Below are 16765 nucleotides of genomic sequence, written 5' to 3' on the forward strand. Positions count from 1 at the left end.
TGGCCCCCTTGTTATTTTGGTTCAATGGCTAGGGCAATCGCTTTAATCTTGCTTTCCCGTTGTAACGTATTCTTGTTCTGTTGAATCTGTATGACTTCAACTGGATTACTTAAATATTTGTAGCCGCTTCTTGGCAGCCAATAGCTATACAGTTCGGAGTAACAGTCAATGATCAGGTTGCGTTCTGAATAATCGGCAGGCTCATCAAATTCGTACACCACATGCTTTCCACCAACAAATTTAGATGTATCATCAGCCGATATGGAATCAGAGATTGAGTCTCTGATCGTAATGTGACAATCATACCGACATTTTTCAGGAGGCGTGATGTATGGATTGTTTCGCGGTATTCCAAGAAACAACGAATGTGAATCGATTAAATTTCTTGATTCACACCATTTATGAACTTCTTCCCAAGCTTCAGAAACCCCGCTCGTATACGTCCCAAAATGATGAGCTTTCAACGTAGTACGGTTTGGAAAAGTTTCGATTCTTATTTTAGATAAATCTAGCCATTTAAACTCATTATAAGGAGCATTGATCTCCATTACTTTCGAAGGGTTGCGAACTTGTTTAGATTTCTTGCTATCTTCATATTCCCGAGGAAATTGCTGAAGATAAGCTCCTTCCCGCCAGTTCTTCGGGCTCGTCTTGAAATAGGATTGAAAAGAATATGTGAAATACGATAAAGATGAGAAACCACACAACATCGCAACCTGAGTGATAGGGATATAGGTTTCATAGATCAGTCGATGTGCTGCGTTTTCCAATCGAAATCTTTTTACGTAAGCTGCTGGTGTTTCTCCCACAATACTTTTAAAAATTCGCTGAAAATGAAAAGGAGAATATGTAGAGATGACAGCCAGTTTCTCTAATGGCAATGAATCCTCTACATGCTCTTCAATATACTCCAAGACTTTGAATATTTGTTTTCGTTGCTCCCACTCAACATTCATAAACTGGACTCCTTTTTCATGCTAGTTCTTAAATTATAATCGAATTTCTGTATGTATTTGTAAATGGATTTTTTTTAGCATCCATTTTTAAGAATCGTCCAAACCATTGAGACAAGCTTGCGTAAGATAGAGTAGAGAAGAAAACAAGAATCATTGTTCTTTTTCTCAACAGTTCGCTTATAGAAGGGGGGGTCTATAGTGAGCTTAATCGGTAGCCTATTAGGATTCAAGAAAAGAAAAAAAGGTAAAAAAAGACCTGAAGTAGCATAAGCAGGTTGAAAGCCGGGGATCTTCCTCGGCTTTTATATGTTTTTAAAACATTCTTTTATATAGAGCCTTTTTCATAAGAATTAGGACGGTATCCAGACCCTTTCAAGGACAAGCACATATAGTACAAGCAAGGGGGATTTTTAAAAAATTAATAGGTATGTTTTGATGTAACCTATGGTTTTCGCAAGCGAATCATCTTCTATTTATTTCTTTATATCTTCCCTTCGTAAAGTAATATAAGGGGGAATATCATTGTATATTCGCAAACGGGTACCTGGTAAGGACGATCCTTTTTTAGTAGATATGGTAGTAAGTAACTTTCAAGTCCGTAAAAACGTGATTGAAATGATTATAAACATGGCCAACGAGGTCATGATTGTCTGTGATAGCAATGACACAATTATCGGTTTTGTATGTTATCGATTTAGAATCGGTCCGACGATTTTTGTGGATTATGTCGTGTTAGATACGAAGCATCAAGGAAAAGGGATCGCAACTTCATTTCTGCCCGTATTCGAGAGTCACCTTATGCAACAAGGTATACGCAATGTATTTGGTACAGTTGACGAAGAGAATACAGATGCTCTAAAGACTTTTCAACATTGGGGCTTTAAAGTTCATGGGCAGCTAGGCTCTAGCATCGTTATCCAAAAAGAACTTACATCGTCTAATGCTATTTCAACGCCGACTGGTGTTCGTACGAAGTCAAGCGTAAGAAAGCTTGCTACTCCTCCATCGCTTCGTTAATTGATGGACTCATTTAAAGCAGATCTTCTATGTAAGGTCTGCTTTTTGTATTTGATATGAAGTTTATATTTCCATGAAGATGCTCTTAGAAAGTAGTTGATTTCCGCTCAAATCAACTTTCATGGAAGGAGGAAGTGAAAAACCCACTGTACGATAGACATGCTCTTTAAACATTGCGCTTTCAAATTATGTCTTCATGAATCTTTGATTGGAGTGTAAGATGCGAGACTCCTACGGGACAGGCGGGCAGGTGAGACACTTAAGAGTGAAACGAACAAATGTGGCTCACCGCCTGCCCCGTGGAAAGCGAGTATCTGGAACGGAGATCAATACTTCCAAAAGCAACCTTTAAAAAATCCCATAAAAAATTAAAAAAGCCCACTCATGATTTGCAGAAAAACAAATCATGTAGTCGGCATTGTAACGTTTATAAGAATGAATAAGTCTTATTGTTCTTACAGATCTAAGAGATTTTGCGGGCGTCTCGTCTTCTTCGATCCATTCACCTGATTGTTGTTTGGATTGAAGATTTCTTCAATGTATCTTTGATTCCAATCACTAGTAAATTCTTTATCAGAACAGATACATCCACTTAGATCATATCGGAAAAGGCCACAGTGCGGGCAGTTACTCATATTAATCCCCCCTTGAGTCAACATAACATATTCTATGAACATCTAAGAGAGTTGGCAACGGCATTCGTACAGCTTTTCCAGCACATAAAATGCTGATTTTTATTGAAATTACTTATTCATCCAATCTGGCTTATGAAACTCTTCGAAATCACTTTGAATGACCTTCTTAAATGCATCTGACTCTACGGCAGCTTTTAAATCTTTTGCGAGCTGTGAATTCTTATCTTTTTCAAGTACAACAATTCGATTGATGATATCTTCTGGAAGTTTATCTTTTACTAGCGCATCCTTTAAATCTAGACCTGATGATAGAGCAAAGTTTCCGTTAACTGCCGCTAGATCTACGGAGTCGAGCGTTCTTGGAGTTTGTGCAGCTTCAACAGGTTGAAATTTTAAGTTCTTCGGATTTTTCGTGACATCTTTTTCCGAGACTCTGAGTGGATTTGCGGAAGAATCGATTTCAATCAGTCCATTATCTCTCAAAACAGTAAGGCCTCTTGCTAAGTTCGTTGGATCATTCGCTAGAGAAACCGTGCTTCCGGGCTTAATCTCGTCTATTGACTTGTATTTCTTAGAATAGATACCAATTGGCGCAGTAGGCACCGTAATCACAGAAGCTAGTTTCATATCATTCTCTTCTGAAAAAGCATCCATGTACACTTTATGCTGAAACAGATTTGCATCTAACGAACCGCTCTTTAAAGAGATATTCGGCTGTACATAATCATTGAATTCTTTTACTTCAACTGCGTATCCTTTTTTCTCGAGATATGGCTTTACACCTTTTTCTAGCATGTCGCTGTAAGGCACGGTTGCGCCGAGTGTTATCTTCTTCTCACTCTCACCTGAAGCGCCACACCCTGCTAGAATACCGATTAAGAGCGCTGCTGATATAAAGACTTTGAATCGTTTCATAAGATTTCTCCTCCACTCTCCACTTATTTACTTTCCGTTAACACCGGTCTAAATCTAGCCGCTGGATGATCATTAGGCAGCAAAGGTTGTCCAGGTGTAAACAATTTTTCACGAAGCGTGCCCCTGTTGTACTCTTTTTTGTATAGTCCTCTTTCTTGAAGAACAGGTACAACAAGCTCTACAAAAGCTTCTAAGTCTCCTGGTGTTACAAGGTGATTTAGGTTAAAACCGTCTACGCCAGACTCTTCAAACTGCTTTTGAATACCATCCGCTACCTCTTCAGGGTTCCCCACTATGAAACTACCTCTGTCAGGAGACTCGAAGCGATTCAATACTTCTCCCACTGTTAACGGTTTAGGCGCATCCGTAGTGAGTGTGGCGGCTTTATAATGTCCGCCCTCTGTTGATTTGTTGTACGAGAATGGAAGTTCCGGATCTAACTCTTCATACTCCGCGATATCATAACCGCTCGCTCCATACTGCGCTTTTGCAGCATCCGCGCTCCAAACACTTGCATATTCTTTGAATTTCTCCTCCGCCTCTTCAGTCGTTCTCCCCACCACCACGTTTAGGAAAGAGAAAATCTTCAGGTTTTCTGGATTTCGACCGTGCTTGATAGCGCGTTTACGAATATCGTCAACATAAAAGCGAATTCTCTCTGGTGTTGGACCACCTACAAAGATACACTCCGCATGCTTTGCCGCAAAATCACGGCCACGCTCAGACGTTCCAGCTTGGTAGATCACTGGCGTACGCTGAAGAGATGGTTCACTTAAGTGAGGTCCTTCCACGCTAAAATATTGTCCTTCATGGTTGATCTCATGAACTTTTTCAGGATCAACCAGTTTATTGTTCTCAACGTCTTCTACAACGGCTCCATCTTCCCAGCTGCTTTCCCAAAGTTTATAAGAAACATCTAAATATTCATCCGCGATGTTGTATCGTTCATCGTGCTTGATCATATTCTGCAGCCCAAAATTTCTCGCCGCGTTTGGCAGATAAGAAGTGACCACATTCCAAGCAATTCGCCCATTCGTTAGATGGTCTAGCGTAGAAAAGCGACGCGCGTTCCCAAACGGCTGTTCATACGTTGTGCTTACCGTCACGGCAAAAGATAGATTTTCTGTTACGCTCGCCATAGCCGATACAAGTAATGCTGGATCGTTTAAAGGAACTTGAAGCCCATCTTGAATAGAAGGAGTTTTGCTTTGTTTATAAACGTCATAAACCCCTAACACATCTGCAAAGAACACAGCGTCAAACTTCCCTCTTTCTAAAAGCTTCGCATAGTCGATCCAATAGTTCAGATCCTTGTAACTTCTTTGTCTCTTGTTCTCAGGATGTTTCCAAAGACCATGAGAATTGTGCATAGCACTTGTCATCTCGAACGCGTTTAACAAAATTTTTTTACCCAAAATAACTTCCTCCATCCGAATATTTTGTACCCGCTCCAAGAGAAAATAAAAAAACCTCTTCAGCGTTGAGAAGAGGTTAATAAATACGTGAAATAAACATACGTATATAGATTTCCTCTTATCTTTCAAGCTTTCGCTTGCTGGAATTGGCACAGTCTAAAAATAGTTGTTGCCGAGGCTTCAAAGGGCCAGTCCCTCCACCTCTCTCGATAAGGAATCGATACTATTCAATTTAATAACGAAATATACAGGAATAAAAATGGCCTGTCAATGCAATTTAGAGAAATAAAATAATTTTCTTAACAATCAGTTTTTAGTTGACAGTGGTTTGCTTTATCCTCTATAGTGATGACTAATAATTAAATATTTTTCTTATCAAGAGTCAGGGGAGGAACTGGTCCTACGATCCTGCAGCAACCGCTTTGAAAAAAGAAAGGTGCTAATTCCAGCAGATGTTTTTCTAATGTCTGAAAGATGAGAAAGCGTGTTAGCTTATGGAATCTACGTCCTCTTTCGTCTTTGAAAGAGGGCTTTTTTGTTTTCTCCGCTGTTCTTGTATGTAGTTGATTTCCGCTCCAGGTGCTCGCTTTCCGTGGGGCAATCGGTGAGCCCCTTGCCGCTTCGCGCCCTTAAGGGTCTAACCTGACCGCTTGTCCCACAGGAGTCTCTCACCTTGCGCTCCAATCAACCTATCAAAGATGTCTAATAACAAAACCAATCTACTAAAACCTTGCTGAAAAAAATTAGGAGGGAACTATGAGCATTCCATTGAGAAAAACCACTGAGATCAATCATTTTGAAGAAGCGATAAATACCGCACTAGCACTAAAAGAAGTTTTCAAGAAACGCGCAGATTTTGTAGATCAAGAAGGCGTTTTTCCTTATGAGAACTTTCAAGATTTGAAGGATGCTGGCTTTCTTTCTCTTACCATCCCAATAGAATATGGTGGTAAAGGATTGAATCTACTTGAGTTCTTAACGATTCAAGAGCATTTAGCTGAGGGAGATGCTCCTACTGCCCTTTCTCTCGGCTGGCATCTCGGTACTCTTTTAGAAGCGGCGGAAAACCATCATTGGAGTGGTGATGCGTTCGCTGACCTTAGCCGGAAAGTAGTGGAACAAAAAGCACTCATCAACTTGGCACAAACAGAGCGTGCGACAGGAAGTCCTTCTCGCGGAGGTATTCCTACAACAACCGCTGTTAAGAAAGCAGACGGATGGTTGATCAACGGAAGCAAAGCTTTTACTTCTATGGCAGAAGCTCTTGATTACTCGGTCGTCACCGCCACTATTTCTGAAACTAACCATAAAGGTTTTTTCTTAGTGAACCATAGTGAAAAAGGGGTTTTTGTAAAAGAAACATGGGACAGTATCTCTATGAGAGGCACAAAAAGTGACGACCTCCTTTTGAAAGATGTTTATGTGTCCAAGGAAAACCTTCTTGTTGTTGAAGATGGAAAGAACATTGTTCCGAAAGGCTGGTATCTGCAAGTACCTGCTGTGTACTTAGGTATTGCAAGAGCAGCGCGGAATTACGCAATTAAATTTGCGTCAGAATATAGTCCTAACACATTATCAGGACTGATCTCAGACGTACCTGAGGTGAGAAGAAAGATTGGCAAGATTGAACTTGAGCTATTCCAAGCAAGAACAATTCTGCACGCCGTTGCTGAAAAATGGGTGAACCACCCTGAACAGCGTCAGAATCTAGGAACAGAACTCGCTGCCGTTAAGCATTCTGTAACAAACAGTGCAAATCGAGTCGTAGACCTTGCGATGAGGATTGTTGGGGCTCGAAGTCTTTCTGTACAAAATCCGCTTCAGCGACATTTTAGGGATGTGAGAGCTGGTCTTCATAACCCACCAACAGATGATGCAATCGTCTATTCGTTAGCTGATGCTGCGCTTAAATAAAATAGTCAACTGACAGATTCATGTTAAACTCACCATTTTTTTATATGATGAGATTTAAATCACCATAGGTTATTATGGATACAATATATTTCCATATCAATCGATAAAAGGTGGTTTGCTCATGAGAGCGCTTCTTACATTCACTTATTTACAAGCACTTTCTTGTATCTTTCCGGTCATCATCTTTGGAGCGTTAGCTCTTTCAAAGTTCGTCAGCATTCCGGTCATCCCTCGATACGACTTCATACTTCTTTTATGTCTCATCACACAGGTTGCAATGATTCTAACGAAACTTGAAACAATCGATGAGCTAAAAGTCATTTGTGTCTTTCACTTGATCGGCTTAGCACTAGAGTTATTCAAAGTTCATATGGGGTCTTGGAGCTATCCTGAAGAGGGTTATTCGAAAATTTATGGTGTGCCTCTTTACAGCGGTTTTATGTACGCAAGTGTAGCAAGTTATATATGCCAAAGCTGGCGGAGGCTCGACCTTCAGATTACGGGTTGGCCGTATCCTCTCTTTTCTTTTGGTATTTGTGTGCTGATCTATTTAAACTTTTTTATCCATCATTACTTGTTTGATGCCAGATGGATTCTTATCCTGCTTTTATTTCCTATCTTTTATAAGACCGTTGTTCATTATACGATCAACGAGCGTGTCTATAAGATGCCGATCCTTCTTTCCTTTTTGCTGATCGGATTTTTCATCTGGATCGCTGAGAACATCACAACGTTTCTCGGTGCCTGGCAGTATCCGAACCAGGAAGTCTCTTGGTCACTCGTTCATATCGGTAAGATCAGCTCATGGTTTCTGCTCGTAATCATCAGCATCATTATTGTGGCACAGTTAAAACGGATAAAAAGTCACCAAGATGAGATTTTCACGCATACGAAACACCTTTAAGCATTTGCTTGCATACAACGTCCCAAGAAACAGTAATAGCACATAAAAAAGGAGCATGGATAATCAAGCTCCTTTTGTTTTGTATTGATTGACCTCTTCTTCAACTAACGTTCCCTTTAGTTTTAACAGGTTAATACTTTTAAATTTTCTCTAACTTCAAATCAATGCAGATAAGTTACCTTTAATACTGTTTTATTTGGTAATAGCCTCTGCAAAAATTTGTGTTCTTGGGTTTAATCGCAACTAGAAATGAATTAATGATATCTGAAGAAGATATCAAAGTGTTGAACCAACTTACAAATAATAGAATTAATTTGATATTTCCTGATACATAGAACGATAAAATGACTGGCACAACGGATAATACAATAAAGGGCAAGCTCATAAAGACCCAGAACCTAACTTTGTTGAGGATTGCGTTTGTATTTAGCCAAAAAAACATACCACTAAACGTTAGGCTAATATCACCTTTTTTGTTTATGACCAAAATGTGTATGCATTCATGAATGATGAAAACAAGAATGGCTATTAAGATGAGTAAAAATAGATTAATACTTGTAAATCCTGTAGTAAAGAAATGTGGTATCAAAAAGATGATTATCTGAAGTAGGTATACAAACTTCATATAATGTTTTCGATACCAATTATTTTGTATGAAAGGAATCCATTCTGATAGGTCCATACTCTTTTGTGGTAAGTGTCGAAACCAAAGTATAATAAGCATTCACCTTCCTCAGTTAAACTAACTTCCTTATTTTAACATAAATAACCAATTAACCTTTTGGTTTGTTAATTTCTACACAATATATTTATAGCAATTAACATATCAATCAGCTTATAAAAATAACGTCTGCAATGTAAAATGATGAAATCCCGTGTCAAAATCAACAAAAAGACAGTCCAATTCAGTTGCGGAAGGACTGCTTTAGCCAGTATTTTTTTCATTTACCATCCTTTCCAAGAAATCTGCATGTTCAAGATGTCCCCTCCATATGAATACAGAGATGACGTTTGAACCTTTTTAGAGAGGAGCTCATCAGATGGATAAGAACCATAAAGATCAACAGCAACAAAGACAGATGCAGATTCCTCAGCCGATCCGCAGTGATGGTGCAGGTGCGACCGACTTAGGACCTCGTGACATCATGCGTGACATACAAAATCCGGATATGCTAGTTTCTCCTGCAACAGATGCGGGAACTGTCCCGAATTTGCGCTTTTCCTATTCTGATACTCATATGCAATTAAATTTTGGGGGCTGGTCGAGAGAAATTACGGTTCGTGAGCTTCCCGTCGCCAAGACCCTTGCCGGAGTGAATATGCGTCTTACCCCAGGCGGTGTTAGAGAGCTGCATTGGCATCAAGAAGCTGAATGGGCTTATATGATATTAGGCCGTGCTCGCATTACCTCGGTTGATCAAAACGGCAGGAATTTCATAGCCGACGTTAGTGAAGGCGATCTTTGGTATTTCCCGCCAGGCATCCCACACTCCATTCAAGGTCTTGAAGAAGGCTGTGAGTTTTTACTCGTTTTTGATAACGGAAGTTTTTCCGATCTTAGTACGTTTTCTATTTCAGATTGGTTTGCACATACACCAAAAGAAGTACTCTCAGCTAATTTCGGTATACCGGAGAGCGCGTTTGCGAACATTCCGACTGAGCAACGTTATATCTATCAATCTACGGTTCCAGGTCCGATTGAAACACAAGCTGTACCTGATCCCTATGGAACAGTTCCGTTAAGCTTCACACACCGTTTAATGGCACAGAAACCTCTCGTTACTCCCGGTGGGACCGTTCGTATCGTTGATTCTACTAATTTTCCGATTTCACAGAGAATCGCTGCTGCTTTAGTTGAAATAAAACCTGGCGGAATGAGAGAGTTGCATTGGCATCCGAATAATGATGAGTGGCAATATTATTTAGCCGGTCAAGGGCGCATGACCGCTTTCGCTGGAAATGGCACAGCACGAACGTTTGATGTAAGAGCGGGAGACGTGGGGTATGTTCCGTTTGCGTTCGGTCATTATGTACAAAATACCGGAAATAAGAGCCTCTGGTTTTTAGAAATGTTTAAAAGTGACCGTTTTGCAGATGTTTCTTTAAACCAATGGATGGCTTTAACGCCCAAAGAAATCGTGCAAACGAATGTGAACGCTAGTCCTGAGCTCATGAACTCTCTTAGAAAAGAAAAATGGCCAGTTGTGAAATATGATTAAATGCACGATCATACCTATTAACGGCGATTAGAAACTACTAATCGCTTTCTTTCATTCTTTCTAGTAAAACTACTTCCCCTACCTCTATGCATACACACCACTTACACCTTGTCCGCATAATCTACTAGTAATAATCTGATAGATTATTCTCTGATTTAGATTTTAGTTCAGAGTGAAAATAGGAGGGAAAGTTCGTATGTACCACCATTATGATCATGATTCGTACGCACATATGAAAAGAGATTGTGAGTGCAAGCATAGAAAAATTCAGCCTTGCCAAAAGGTTTCTGCCTTTAAAGCGGTTAAAGATCTGTTTCAATTTATTTTAGGCACAACACCAAATCAAGTCATTTATCCGGTAGAAGTTTTTGATAGCAATAATGAATATAATCCAGATACATCAACGTTTGTTCCAAAAAGCAATGGCATTTATACGTTTACAGCTAGTATCTTTTTGCCGATTTATACGGGAACACCCTATTCTGCATTCGTCGGCATTCGTGTAAACGGCGAAATTGTTGCAGGAAATCAAGAAACGATTACATCGCCAAACGCGATCGTCGCTACTTCATCTCTCGTCGAGTTAAGAAGAGGCGATGAAGTTCAAGTAGTGGCTTCAAGTCCTTCGGGCGCAACGATAGAAATTGAGGTAAATCCAATCGCAACTCGTTTTGAGGGAGCGAAGATAGGTTAATGAATGTTGGAAGGTGAACCCTATCACCTTCCTTTTTCGTTGTTTCATGTGAAACAATCCATGAAACCCTCTCGTAGAGCACGCTATATAAGGTATAATTTCCCTATTACAATCTCGTTTAGGAGTAATCCAATGACAGAAAAAAACGTACGCAGATCAAATTACATCCTTCATGCAAAGAGCGCGCAATATCATTGGGACGGCACAGGACTTCTCTCTATTAAAACCTTTTTGAACGGAAAAGCTTATTACAAAACAAATCGTGGATATTTTGCCGTTGAAGAAGGGAATTACCTGCTACTCAATCAAGGTCCCTACACCATAACCATAGACGAACAAAAAGAAGTAGAATCGTTCTGTGTCTTTTTCCAAGAAGATTTTGCGAACGATGTATTCCGTAATCTGTCCGTTTCCGATCATCAACTATTAGATGATCCTTATACGACTCATACATCAGCTTCCTTTTTTGAAAAAACGTATGAACAAAGCCAGGTTCTGACTCAGCAAATGAGCCTCTTAAAACATATGACAAATCAATACCCACTTGACTCCAACATGTTAGATGAACAATTTTATTCCATAATGACCACTCTATTTAGAGAACAAATGAAAACTTTTAAAGAAATCGATCGGTTGGATTTAGCCCGTAAATCAACACGCGAAGAAATTTATAAACGAGTAAGTACAGCACATGAATACATAAGAGCCTTTTATGATAAACAACTTACGCTTGATGAGATTGCAGCAATCTCATGCTTATCTCCTAATCACCTGTTAAGAAATTACTCAACTCTCTACAAAAAAACACCTTTTCAGCATATTGCTGAGCTAAGAATTGCTAAATCAATCACCTTACTAGAGACAACCGAATACTCCATGACTGATATTACCTATGAAATTGGCTTGAATAACCCTGTTTCATTCAGCAGATTATTTAAGCAACATCTGGGCATCTCTCCCCTTCAATATCGCAAAAAGGTGATTTTGGATAAGAAATAGCTATTATTACTGGTTATGATGAATGATGAAGAAGAAAAGATTAAGGGAGAGGTTAACATGACGATTCAGACAAATAGCATAAAAAAAGTTGGACAAGTTGCAGTACCTGTTCAAGATATTAAACGCTCCATTCACTTTTATAAGGACGTATTAGGATTACAACTTCTTTTCAACACCGATCATATGGCATTCTTTGATTGTGACGGACTAAGAATCATGCTCAGCCTGCCTGAAAAAGAAGAATTTGCGGGAACTAGCTCGGTTATATACTTTCAAGTGGGAGACATCACAGAATCCTATAAAGAGCTTAAAAGGAAAGAAGTTACTTTCCTAGGCGCTCCTCATATTGTTGCTAAGATGGAAAATACGGAAACATGGATGGTATTCTTTAAAGATTCAGAAGGGAATACTCATGCTTTAATGAGTGAAGTTGTAATATCATAAGTTGTACAGAAAAGGTGCCTACTTGTAGCACCTTTTTTTGGTTTGCGATTTTAATAATAGGAATGGATTGTGACGTTTAAAAATACACATCCTAGAAAATATCCAAGTTTTGCTATAGACTAAAAAACATATCAAGTAATGATGTGGTGATAAATGATGTTTAAAATTTTGCTTATAGAAGATGATGCGACGCTATTCGGCGAGATCAAGGAGCGATTGTCTCAATGGTCGTATGAAGTGTATGGTATTACAGACTTTGGACGAGTGATGCAGGAGTTTACAGAGATTAAACCTGACCTGGTTGTCATCGATATTCAGCTTCCAAAGTTTGATGGCTTTCATTGGTGCCGAAATATTCGATCGCATTCTAACATACCGATCATCTTTTTATCTTCTCGTGACCATCCGAGCGATATGGTCCTATCCATGCAGCTCGGTGCGGACGACTTTGTTCAAAAACCATTTCACTTTGAAGTATTGATCGCTAAGATACATGCGATTCTCAGGCGCGTTTATAATTACAATACAGATACCGTTAGTCTCAAAACGTGGTGCGGCGCTCAAATCGATTATGAAAAGAATATCGTAACGAACGAAAAGGGTACCGTTGAACTGACTAAGAATGAAGTGTTTATTCTGAAACTCCTGATCGAGCAAAAGAATAAAATTGTAAGTCGTGATAATCTCATCAACAGCTTATGGGATGATAAAAAGTTTATTAGTGACAATACCCTCACCGTGAATGTGAATCGCTTAAGAAAACGTCTAGAGGAAATCGAACTCGGACAATTTATTGAAACGAAAGTGGGACAAGGCTATCGTGCAATAGAAGAGGATTCTGTATGATCAAACGCTATTTGATCGAACGCAGCAGCTGGATTTTTTTGTTTTTATTACAACAGCTGATCCTTCTCTTGATCGCCTATCTAGATCCATCGATTCCCCTTTCTGCTGTTGGCTATATCGTTTTTATTTCACTTATTGTCTTTGTCCTCTTTCTTTTTTATCGGTATCAGAAGGAAACAGACTTCTTCCAACAGCTTGAGGAAAGAGAAAATGATTTTGATCTTTCTAATATGTCATCACCTTCTACACCTTTTGAAAAAATCGTTAAAAACAGCATTACCGAACAAACAAAGCATTTAAAACAAACAGCATCCGAAAACCGTATGCTGGTGGAACAAGAAAAGGACGATCTCTTAGCTTGGATTCATGAGGTAAAAACACCGCTGACGGCGATGCATCTCATGATTCAACGGATGGACGAAACACCTCTTAAAGGAGATCTGACCTACGAATGGCTTCGGATCCACCTTCTACTCGATCAACAGCTTCATCAAAAAAGAATCCCGTTTATTAAAAACGATCTTTATATGGAAGTAACGGAACTCGAGATGCTGCTTTTTTCCGAGCTGAAAACGCTGCAGTCATGGTGCATTCAAAAAGGAATCGGCTTTGATTTTGACCTTCAAGTTACTCATGTCTTGAGTGATGCCAAGTGGCTAGCTTTTATCGTTCGTCAGATCTTAACGAATGCTGTAAAATACAGTCATTCTTCTGAAATTGTCATTAACAGCTATAACATGAACGATAGAAACTATTTAAGAATTCAAGACTTTGGTCGAGGAATTGATACAAAGGATATGCCTCGTATCTTTGATAAAGGGTTCACATCAACAACAGACCATCAAGATCAAGCTTCCACCGGCATGGGCTTATATTTGGCTAAGAAAGCAGCAGATTCCTTACATATCCAACTTTCTATAGATTCGAAGCGGAATGAAGGAACAACCGTAACGCTCGCTTTTCCAAAAAGAAATGAGTTTGATCAAACGATGGGCATGTGACGAAAGTGTCACATGCTTTTCTGTTTTGTTCGTTGAACAGAAGGAAAAGAGCTGAAATGCTTTCTATAATGAAAGTATCAGAGAGGGGTAATCAATCATGAGTATATTGAAAGCAGTTAAGCTTCATAAGAGCTATGGAAATAAAAATAATAAACAGCATGTCCTTAAAGGCATCGATCTTTCCGTTGAAAAAGGTGAATTCATCAGTATCATGGGAGCATCTGGATCAGGTAAAACAACATTGTTGAACGTCTTATCCTCCATCGATCAAGTGAGTGAAGGAACCATTCATATTAACTCGTTTGAGATGACTGCCATGAAGGAAAAACAGCTGGCAGAGTTCAGAAAGAACCATCTTGGTTTCATCTTTCAAGATTACAACCTATTAGATACGTTAACGGTTAAAGAAAATATTCTTCTGCCGCTTTCGATAACCAAAACACCGAAAAAAGAAGCGGAAAAGAAATTTGAAGAAGTGGCGAATGAGCTCGGTATTTCTGAGATAAAAGATAAATATCCGAATGAGATCTCGGGTGGACAAAAGCAGAGAACATCTGCCGCTCGCGCATTCATTCATGAGCCGAGTATCATCTTCGCCGATGAACCGACCGGCGCTCTCGATTCCAAGTCTGCGTCTGACCTTTTAAACAAATTAAGCGGTCTTAACGAGAACAGACAAGCAACCATTCTTATGGTAACGCATGATCCTGTAGCAGCAAGCTATTGCAGCCGCGTTGTGTTTATAAAAGACGGACAGATCTACACGCAGCTTATGAAAGGAGAGCAAGATCGACAAAGTTTCTTTAAGGATATTATGAAAACGCAAGGTGTTTTAGGTGGTGTTCATCATGAACATTAATCAGCTCATCTTTCGCAACTTAAAGAAAAACTTAAGAAACTATTACCTGTATGTTTTTGCTTTAGTGTTCAGTTCTGCGCTTTATTTTGCATTTGTAACGCTGCAATATGATCCTTCTATGGATTCTGTGGAAGGTTCTGTAAAAGGTGAAGCAGCGATTCGAGCTGCCTCCATCTTATTGGTCGTAATCGTATCGGTGTTTCTACTTTACGCGAACAACATCTTTATCAAGAGACGCAGCAAAGAAATAGGGCTGTTCCAGTTGATCGGAATGACGAAGGGAAAGATCTTTCGAATTCTTTCAATCGAAAATTTATTCCTCTACTTCGGTTCCTTATTGATTGGAATCTTTGCTGGATTCTCGTTCTCAAAATTAATGATTCTCGTATTGTTTAAGACGACGGGTGTTAATTCAGTCGCATCACTACGGTTTTCACCACAAGCCCTTGTACAAACGGTTATCGTTTTCACAGTCATCTATCTGTTGATCATGATCATGAACTATACATTCATTAAAAGACAGACCATTCTATCCCTATTCCGTGTGACTTCTTCAACAGAAATCACAGTGAAAAAACTATCTCGCTTCGAGATGGTGATGGGAATCGTGGGTCTCGTTCTGATCACGACAGGATACATCGTATCTTCCAAACTGTTTGGCGGCGATTTTACAACGATGCCTCAATTATTTGGAGCAATGATCTTTATTTTGGCTGCCGTTATTTTAGGTACGTATTTCTTTTACAAAGGCTCTGTCAGTTTTCTTTTAAACCTAGTGAGAAAGCGAAAAGGTGGCTATTTGTCCATAAACGAAGTGATGTCACTCGCATCCGTCATGTTCCGTATGAAGTCAAACGCACTTCTGCTTATGATCATTACGACTGTTTCAGCGCTTTCAATCGCTTTGTTGTGCCTTGCATATATCTCGTATTATTCGGCAGAGAAAACGGCTGAAAAAAATGTTCCGCATGACTTTTCAATCATTGATAGAGAATCAGCTGATACGTTCCAATCCGCTTTAGAGAAAAACAATATTCCGTATTCGGAAAAATCGATTGAAGTGGTCCAGGTGACGGTGAATGCTTCACAGCTTATTGATCGAAGCTTAGAAGAACTCGTGATCGATCCAAAAGCGATGCCACTTCCTTTAATCAGTGAAAAGTCAGTATCCGGCATGGATGTTTCACGGGATGAAGTGGTCTTTACCGGCTATGACGACCTGCTTCAAAAGTTTATGCCATTAAAGAGCTCTGGTTCTATTAAGATCAAAGGAAAGACAGAAACGCTCACTCAACGTTATGTAGGCTTAGAAGATATTTATCCCGTATCCTGGTATTTCACAGCTGGAGGCGTTCCTACAGCGATCGTTGATGATGCCATTTTTACAAAGATGCAAAAAGATATCGATCCTAAGGTACAAAAGGAATCCAGCCTCTATATTGGGGTTGACATAAAAAATAAAGAACAACTTGAAGAGGCAGATAAACTGTTTAAATCAACCGAAACGTATAAAAAGCTATACAACGAATCACGTCATGAGATCAGCACGAATCAGAAGAAAAACATGGGACTCATAATGTTTATCGTAGGTTTCCTAGGACTAACTTTCCTCGTTACCTCAGGGTGTATCCTCTACTTCAAACAGATGGACGAGGGTGAAAGTGAAAAGCCGAACTATATGATTCTGCGAAAACTAGGTTACACGCAAAGTGACCTGTTAAAGGGTATTCAGTATAAGCAGCTCTTTAACTTTGGAATTCCACTAGTGGTCGGCTTGCTTCATAGCTATTTCGCCGTACAATCCGGTTGGTTCCTGTTCGGAGCTGAACTTTGGACACCAATGATCATCGTTATGGTCATGTATACGATCCTCTATTCGATCTTTGGTGTGTTATCTGTTCTTTATTATAAGAAAGTGGTTAGAGAAGCACTGTAGATACACTCAAA

General features: G+C 39.5%; 16 protein-coding genes and 2 riboswitches. Of the genes, 11 read left to right on the forward strand and 5 right to left on the reverse strand.

Features of this window, described 5'->3' with window-relative positions; genetic code table 11:
- Window positions 1-11: 11 nt before the first annotated feature.
- Window positions 12-956, reverse strand: a complete 945-nt coding sequence (locus ABE65_RS20905) for an AraC family transcriptional regulator (protein ID WP_066399383.1) — start codon at window positions 954-956, stop codon at window positions 12-14.
- A gap of 522 nt (window positions 957-1478) precedes the next feature.
- On the opposite strand from ABE65_RS20905, the gene ABE65_RS20910 reads away from it, so the two are divergent.
- Window positions 1479-1973 carry a GNAT family N-acetyltransferase gene (locus tag ABE65_RS20910; protein ID WP_066399385.1) on the forward strand — a complete coding sequence of 165 codons (495 nt, stop codon included), beginning with the start codon at window positions 1479-1481 and terminating at the stop codon, window positions 1971-1973.
- Window positions 1974-2428: 455 nt separating this feature from the next.
- On the opposite strand, the gene ABE65_RS20915 is transcribed toward ABE65_RS20910, so the two are convergent.
- From ABE65_RS20915 to ABE65_RS20925, 3 genes are all read right to left on the reverse strand, one after another.
- Window positions 2429-2608, reverse strand: coding sequence for a hypothetical protein (locus tag ABE65_RS20915; RefSeq protein WP_066399388.1), 180 nt, complete (start codon window positions 2606-2608; stop codon window positions 2429-2431).
- A gap of 108 nt (window positions 2609-2716) precedes the next feature.
- Window positions 2717-3523 carry a MetQ/NlpA family ABC transporter substrate-binding protein gene (locus ABE65_RS20920; protein ID WP_066399390.1) on the reverse strand — a complete coding sequence of 269 codons (807 nt, stop codon included), beginning with the start codon at window positions 3521-3523 and terminating at the stop codon, window positions 2717-2719.
- A 23-nt stretch (window positions 3524-3546) separates the two neighbouring features.
- The gene (locus ABE65_RS20925) at window positions 3547-4938 is read right to left on the reverse strand and encodes an LLM class flavin-dependent oxidoreductase (protein WP_066399392.1); all 1392 of its coding nucleotides are present in this window, start codon (window positions 4936-4938) and stop codon (window positions 3547-3549) included.
- 115 nt (window positions 4939-5053) lie between these two features.
- A riboswitch (SAM riboswitch) is annotated at window positions 5054-5154 on the reverse strand.
- 153 nt (window positions 5155-5307) lie between these two features.
- Window positions 5308-5419, forward strand: a riboswitch (SAM riboswitch).
- Between the two features lie 275 nt (window positions 5420-5694).
- Here ABE65_RS20925 and ABE65_RS20930 point away from each other — a divergent pair.
- Together ABE65_RS20930 and ABE65_RS20935 are read left to right on the forward strand one after the other, a co-directional pair.
- Window positions 5695-6852 carry an acyl-CoA dehydrogenase family protein gene (locus tag ABE65_RS20930; RefSeq protein WP_066399394.1) on the forward strand — a complete coding sequence of 386 codons (1158 nt, stop codon included), beginning with the start codon at window positions 5695-5697 and terminating at the stop codon, window positions 6850-6852.
- Between the two features lie 121 nt (window positions 6853-6973).
- Window positions 6974-7756, forward strand: coding sequence for a DUF817 domain-containing protein (locus tag ABE65_RS20935; protein ID WP_066399396.1), 783 nt, complete (start codon window positions 6974-6976; stop codon window positions 7754-7756).
- A 181-nt stretch (window positions 7757-7937) separates the two neighbouring features.
- On the opposite strand, the gene ABE65_RS20940 is transcribed toward ABE65_RS20935, so the two are convergent.
- Complete coding sequence (locus ABE65_RS20940; protein ID WP_066399398.1) at window positions 7938-8480, reverse strand: DUF3267 domain-containing protein; 543 nt, start codon at window positions 8478-8480, stop codon at window positions 7938-7940.
- Window positions 8481-8796: 316 nt separating this feature from the next.
- Between ABE65_RS20940 and ABE65_RS20945 the strand changes: the two genes are divergently transcribed.
- The 8 genes from ABE65_RS20945 (at window position 8797) to ABE65_RS20980 (ending at window position 16754) form a co-directional block, all read left to right on the forward strand.
- Complete coding sequence (locus ABE65_RS20945; RefSeq protein WP_066399400.1) at window positions 8797-9975, forward strand: oxalate decarboxylase family bicupin; 1179 nt, start codon at window positions 8797-8799, stop codon at window positions 9973-9975.
- A gap of 196 nt (window positions 9976-10171) precedes the next feature.
- Window positions 10172-10669: a C1q-like domain-containing protein gene (locus ABE65_RS20950; protein ID WP_066399403.1), complete on the forward strand. Its 498-nt coding sequence runs from the start codon at window positions 10172-10174 to the stop codon at window positions 10667-10669.
- 132 nt (window positions 10670-10801) lie between these two features.
- Complete coding sequence (locus tag ABE65_RS20955; protein ID WP_066399404.1) at window positions 10802-11668, forward strand: helix-turn-helix domain-containing protein; 867 nt, start codon at window positions 10802-10804, stop codon at window positions 11666-11668.
- A 63-nt stretch (window positions 11669-11731) separates the two neighbouring features.
- The gene (locus ABE65_RS20960; RefSeq protein ID WP_066400465.1) at window positions 11732-12112 is read left to right on the forward strand and encodes a VOC family protein; all 381 of its coding nucleotides are present in this window, start codon (window positions 11732-11734) and stop codon (window positions 12110-12112) included.
- 156 nt (window positions 12113-12268) lie between these two features.
- Window positions 12269-12958, forward strand: coding sequence for a response regulator transcription factor (locus ABE65_RS20965; protein ID WP_066399406.1), 690 nt, complete (start codon window positions 12269-12271; stop codon window positions 12956-12958).
- A complete protein-coding gene (locus ABE65_RS20970) occupies window positions 12955-13959 on the forward strand; it encodes a sensor histidine kinase (RefSeq protein ID WP_066399413.1) in 1005 nt (334 codons plus the stop codon). Before ABE65_RS20965 ends, ABE65_RS20970 begins: the two co-directional genes overlap by 4 nt.
- Before the next feature lie 97 nt (window positions 13960-14056).
- Window positions 14057-14818 carry an ABC transporter ATP-binding protein gene (locus ABE65_RS20975; RefSeq protein ID WP_066399414.1) on the forward strand — a complete coding sequence of 254 codons (762 nt, stop codon included), beginning with the start codon at window positions 14057-14059 and terminating at the stop codon, window positions 14816-14818.
- Window positions 14808-16754: an ABC transporter permease gene (locus tag ABE65_RS20980; RefSeq protein ID WP_066399415.1), complete on the forward strand. Its 1947-nt coding sequence runs from the start codon at window positions 14808-14810 to the stop codon at window positions 16752-16754. Before ABE65_RS20975 ends, ABE65_RS20980 begins: the two co-directional genes overlap by 11 nt.
- Window positions 16755-16765: the final 11 nt, after the last annotated feature.

The organism is Fictibacillus phosphorivorans (assembly GCF_001629705.1).
Lineage (GTDB): Bacteria > Bacillota > Bacilli > Bacillales > Fictibacillaceae > Fictibacillus > Fictibacillus phosphorivorans_A.

What these genes read in the sequence shown, in the direction of transcription:
- ABE65_RS20905 (WP_066399383.1), bottom strand. Translation starts at nt 956, where the DNA reads ATGAATGTTGAGTGGGAGCAACGAAAACAAATATTCAAAGTCTTGGAG.
- ABE65_RS20915 (WP_066399388.1), bottom strand. Translation starts at nt 2,608, where the DNA reads ATGAGTAACTGCCCGCACTGTGGCCTTTTCCGATATGATCTAAGTGGA.
- ABE65_RS20920 (WP_066399390.1), bottom strand. Translation starts at nt 3,523, where the DNA reads ATGAAACGATTCAAAGTCTTTATATCAGCAGCGCTCTTAATCGGTATT.
- ABE65_RS20930 (WP_066399394.1), top strand. Translation starts at nt 5,695, where the DNA reads ATGAGCATTCCATTGAGAAAAACCACTGAGATCAATCATTTTGAAGAA.
- ABE65_RS20935 (WP_066399396.1), top strand. Translation starts at nt 6,974, where the DNA reads ATGAGAGCGCTTCTTACATTCACTTATTTACAAGCACTTTCTTGTATC.
- ABE65_RS20940 (WP_066399398.1), bottom strand. Translation starts at nt 8,480, where the DNA reads ATGCTTATTATACTTTGGTTTCGACACTTACCACAAAAGAGTATGGAC.
- ABE65_RS20945 (WP_066399400.1), top strand. Translation starts at nt 8,797, where the DNA reads ATGGATAAGAACCATAAAGATCAACAGCAACAAAGACAGATGCAGATT.
- ABE65_RS20950 (WP_066399403.1), top strand. Translation starts at nt 10,172, where the DNA reads ATGTACCACCATTATGATCATGATTCGTACGCACATATGAAAAGAGAT.
- ABE65_RS20955 (WP_066399404.1), top strand. Translation starts at nt 10,802, where the DNA reads ATGACAGAAAAAAACGTACGCAGATCAAATTACATCCTTCATGCAAAG.
- ABE65_RS20965 (WP_066399406.1), top strand. Translation starts at nt 12,269, where the DNA reads ATGTTTAAAATTTTGCTTATAGAAGATGATGCGACGCTATTCGGCGAG.
- ABE65_RS20970 (WP_066399413.1), top strand. Translation starts at nt 12,955, where the DNA reads ATGATCAAACGCTATTTGATCGAACGCAGCAGCTGGATTTTTTTGTTT.
- ABE65_RS20975 (WP_066399414.1), top strand. Translation starts at nt 14,057, where the DNA reads ATGAGTATATTGAAAGCAGTTAAGCTTCATAAGAGCTATGGAAATAAA.
- ABE65_RS20980 (WP_066399415.1), top strand. Translation starts at nt 14,808, where the DNA reads ATGAACATTAATCAGCTCATCTTTCGCAACTTAAAGAAAAACTTAAGA.